This is a genomic window from Alterirhizorhabdus solaris (assembly GCF_007785815.1).
Classification (GTDB): Bacteria; Pseudomonadota; Alphaproteobacteria; order Sphingomonadales; family Sphingomonadaceae; genus Alterirhizorhabdus; species Alterirhizorhabdus solaris.
This window is the reverse complement of sequence record NZ_VNIM01000170.1, coordinates 1-3,996: the sequence shown is the minus strand read 5'-3', so window position 1 is coordinate 3,996 and position 3,996 is coordinate 1. Positions and strand designations below refer to the sequence as shown.

Genomic DNA, 3,996 nt, shown 5'->3' with positions numbered 1-3,996 from the left:
GAGGACGCCGACTTCTCCACCGAGACGACTGCCCTCGCCAAGTCCCAGATCCTCTCGCAGGCCGCCACCGCCATGCTGGCACAGGCCAACCAGAGCTCGCAGGGTGTCCTGAGCTTGCTCCGCTAACCTGACGGGACTGGTCCTCCCATAGCGGGCATGAGAGCCCCCGGCGCCTACCCCGCGCCGGGGGCTCGCCTCGTTTTCCGGGCGACGACAGACTCTATATACGGGGACCATCGCCGGCGCGGGTTCGCGCAACGAAAAAGGCCCGCCCCCGGCGTGCGGGAGCGGGCCTTCGGCGACGGCGGAGAAAAGACTAGCGCCAGTCCTTCAGCGAGGTCCGCAGCTTGTCCAGCGCGGCCTTCTTGATCTGGCAGACGCGCGCGGCGCCCACGCCCAGCGTCTGGCCGATCTCCTCGAGGTTCATCTCCTCGACGAAATACAGTTGCAGCACCATCTTCTCGCGCTCGGGCAAATCGCCGATCCGCTCCACCAGCGCCGCGCTCAGTTCGCCGCGCTCGATCGAGACGTCGACGCGCTCCTCCACGTCGGCGAACCACATCGACTGGTCGGAATACACCTCGTCGAGCGAGTCATGATGCGTGCTCTCGGTCGCGTCCGCCATCTCGCGGTAGGCGGCGGGGGCCAGGCCCATCGCGGCCGCCATCTCGGCATCGCTGGCTTGGCGGCCGAGGCCGTTCTCCAGCTTCGCGCGGGTCGCGTTCATCTCCTTGCGCTTGCCCATCGCCGAGCGGCAGATGGTGGCGTGGCGGCGCAGGTGATCGATCATCCCGCCCCGGATCCGCATTGAAGCGTAGGTGGAAAAGGCGTGGCCGCGATCCTCATAGGCGTTGGCCGCCTCCACCAGCGCCACCATGCCGATCTGCACGAGGTCCTCGATATCCAGCGCGGTGGAGACGCGGCCGTGGACATGCCAGGCGATACGGCGGACGAGCGGCATGTGCGCGCGCGCCAGTTCGGCGGGCGTGGCCTTCGCCGGGCGGCGCTTGTAGGTGACGGGCACGTCGGCGACGTCATGCAACCCCATCGAGATGCTCCAGACCGAGGAAACGGGAACCGCCGGACGACGGCGGAATGTCGTGGGCGGCGAGCGCCTGCGCCAGCCGGGCAAGCCCCGCCGTCGCGCGCGATTCGGGAAAGGCGGTGACGCACGGCTGCTTGCGCATGATCGCCATCCGCATGTGCTCGTCGCGCGGCAGCGAGCCGAGATAGCGCAGGTCCGCCGGCAGGAAGCGGGAGGCGACGTCGTGGAACCGGCCGAACAGGTCACGGCCGGATGCCTCGCTGTCCACCATGTTCGAGATGACCGAGACGGCGGTATAGCCGTGATCGAGCGACAGCAGCTTCACCGTGGCATAGGCGTCCATGAACGAGGTCGGCTCGGCCGTCAGCACCAGCAGCACGCGGTCGCTCATGGCGAGGTAGCGCATCGTCTGCGGCTGCACTCCGCTCGGCGAATCGACGATGACGAAATCCAGCGTCTCGCTCTGCCGGCGCAGGCCCTCGGCCAGCCGGCGGTTCGCGGTTTCCAGCGGCGCGGTATCGGCCAGCACGCCGCTCGCCCCCGGCAGCAGGCGCAGGCCGTCCCCGGTCACATGCATCGCGGCCTCCACCGGCAGGCGGCCTTCCAGCACGTCCTCGATCGTGTCGGGCGGGTTCACCCCCAGCATCACGGCGGCGTTGGCGAGGCCGAAGTCGGTATCCACCAGCATCGTGCGCTGCCCTTCGCGCGCCAGCGCCACGGCCAGGTTGACCGAGATCGAGGTCTTGCCGACGCCGCCCTTGCCGCTGGCCAGCGCCACCACGCGCACGTTGCGGGCCGATTCGCTCACGATGCCATCTCCCGCTGCGTCACCTGCGGCGCGCCCGCGCCACCGACCACGGCGACAACCTCTACGGGTTTGCCATCCGGGATCTCAAGGAAGGAAAGCACCGGCGCATCGGGCAGATGAGGCCGCAGCAGCCGCGACAGCGCCCGCCGGGCCAGCGGCGAGGTGACGATGGCGAAGGCCTGTGCGGCGCCGACCAGCGGCTCGGCGGCGGCGTTCACCGCGGCGACGATGCGGTTGGCCAGCGCCGGTTCGAACGGATGGGTCGCCTGCGGGCCGGCGCGCACGGCCTGCGCCAGCATCGCCTCCAGCCCGGCGTCCAGCGTGATGACGGGCAGCGGCAGCCTGACCGGCACCAGCCCCTGCACGATGATCGCACCGATCCGCAGCCGCACCGCCTCCACCAGCTGCACCGGATCGGAAACCTCGCGCGCCGCCTCCACCATCGCCTCGGCGATGCGGCGGAAATCCTTGAGCGGCACCCGCTCGGCCAGCAGCGCGCGGCACAGGCCGGCGATATGCGCGAGGCTCAACGGCGCGGGGGTCAGCCCGGCGACGAGCTGCGGCGCGCTCTCCTTCAATGCATCCAGCAGCTTCTGCGCCTCGTCCATGCCGAACAGGTCGGCGGCGGCGGCGGCGATGATCTGGTTCAGCTGCGTGGCGATCACGGTCGGCGGATCGACCACGGTGTAGCCCGCGATCACCGCCTCGGTGCGCTTGGCCGGATCGATCCACACCGCCTCCAGGCCGAAGCTGGGATCGCGCACCGCGCGGCCCTCCACCGTGCCCTCCAGCGCGCCGCTGTCCAGCGCAAGCAGGCTGTCGGGCCAGCATTCGTCCTCCGCCATCACGACGCCCGAGACGATGACGCGGTACTGGTTGGCGCCCAGCGCCAGATTGTCGCGCACGCGCACCATCGGCACCACGAAGCCGAGTTCGCGCGACAATTGACGGCGGATGCCGGTGATCCGCGCCATCAGCGGCGCGCCCTTGCGCTCGTCCACCATCGAGATCAGCCCGTAGCCCAGTTCCAGCCCCAGCGCCGCGCCGTCCGACACCTCGTCCCACCCGATCGCCGACGAAGGCGCTGCGGTCTTGTCCTCCACCGGGGCGGCGGGCGCGGCCGGGGTCGCGCCGGGACGCAGCCGCCACGCGATATAGCCCGCCACGCCGGCGGCCGGCAGGATGATGAGATGCGGCATCCCCGGCAGCAGCCCGAGAAAGCCGAGGATCGCCGCCACCGGCGTCCACGCGCGGGCCGAGCCGAACTGGCTGATGATCTGGCCCGACAGGTCCAGCGGCGAGGACACCCGCGTGACGATCGCGGCAGCGGCGATCGACAGCAGCAGCGCCGGGATCTGCGCCACCAGCGCGTCGCCGATGGCGAGCTGGATGTAGGTGGAGGCCGCATCCGACATCGACAGCCCGTGGCTGACGACGCCCAGGATCAGCCCGCCGACGATGTTGATGACGAGGATCAGCACGCCCGCGACGGCATCGCCCTTCACGAACTTGGATGCGCCGTCCATCGATCCGTAAAAATCGGCCTCGGTCGCCACTTCCTGCCGGCGGTGCTTGGCTTCTTCCGGCGTCATCAGCCCGGCGTTCAGGTCGGCGTCGATCGCCATCTGCTTGCCGGGCATCGCATCGAGGGTGAACCGCGCCGAAACCTCCGACACGCGCCCCGCGCCCTTGGTGATGACGACGAGGTTGATGACCATCAGGATGGCGAACACGAAGATGCCGACCGCATAGTCGCCGCCGATCAGGAAGTGGCCGAACGCCTCGATCACATGCCCGGCCGCATCCGGCCCCTCGTGCCCGTCCACCAGCACCACGCGGGTGGAGGCGACGTTGAGCGACAGCCGCAGCAGCGTGGCGAACAACAGCACCGTGGGAAAGGACGAGAAGTCGAGCGGCTTGGCGGCGTTCAGCGACACCATCAGCACGGCCAGCGAGATCATGATGTTGATGATGAAGCCGATGTCCAGCACCAGCGACGGCACCGGCACCACCATCAGCCCCACCAGCATCAGCGTGGCGAGCGGCATGATGGCGCCCTTGCCGGCGCCCGCCCAGATCTTCGCCTTCACCGCGCCGGTCGCCATCGGTCAGACGCCTGACCGGCGCGGTGAAGGCGAAGATC

Annotated in this window: 4 protein-coding genes; 1 reads left to right on the top strand and 3 read right to left on the bottom strand. The window is 69.7% G+C overall.

Annotation, left to right across the window (positions count from 1 at the left end):
- Positions 1 to 126: flagellin (locus FOY91_RS20780; protein WP_275266055.1), on the top strand; the 126-nt coding region annotated here is incomplete at its 5' end.
- 190 nt (positions 127 to 316) lie between these two features.
- Here FOY91_RS20780 and FOY91_RS20775 read toward each other — a convergent pair.
- From FOY91_RS20775 to flhA, 3 genes are read right to left on the bottom strand one after another with little or no spacing between them, the layout of a single operon-like run.
- On the bottom strand, positions 317 to 1,048 hold the full coding sequence (locus FOY91_RS20775; RefSeq protein ID WP_145155909.1) for a sigma-70 family RNA polymerase sigma factor: 732 nt from the start codon (positions 1,046 to 1,048) through the stop codon (positions 317 to 319).
- Positions 1,035 to 1,853, bottom strand: coding sequence for a P-loop NTPase (locus tag FOY91_RS20770; protein WP_162527302.1), 819 nt, complete (start codon positions 1,851 to 1,853; stop codon positions 1,035 to 1,037). The genes FOY91_RS20775 and FOY91_RS20770 overlap by 14 nt, the downstream gene beginning before the upstream one ends.
- Entirely contained in the window at positions 1,850 to 3,958 is a 2,109-nt protein-coding gene (gene flhA / locus FOY91_RS20765) for a flagellar biosynthesis protein FlhA (protein WP_145155904.1), read from the bottom strand. The genes FOY91_RS20770 and flhA overlap by 4 nt, the downstream gene beginning before the upstream one ends.
- Positions 3,959 to 3,996: the final 38 nt, after the last annotated feature.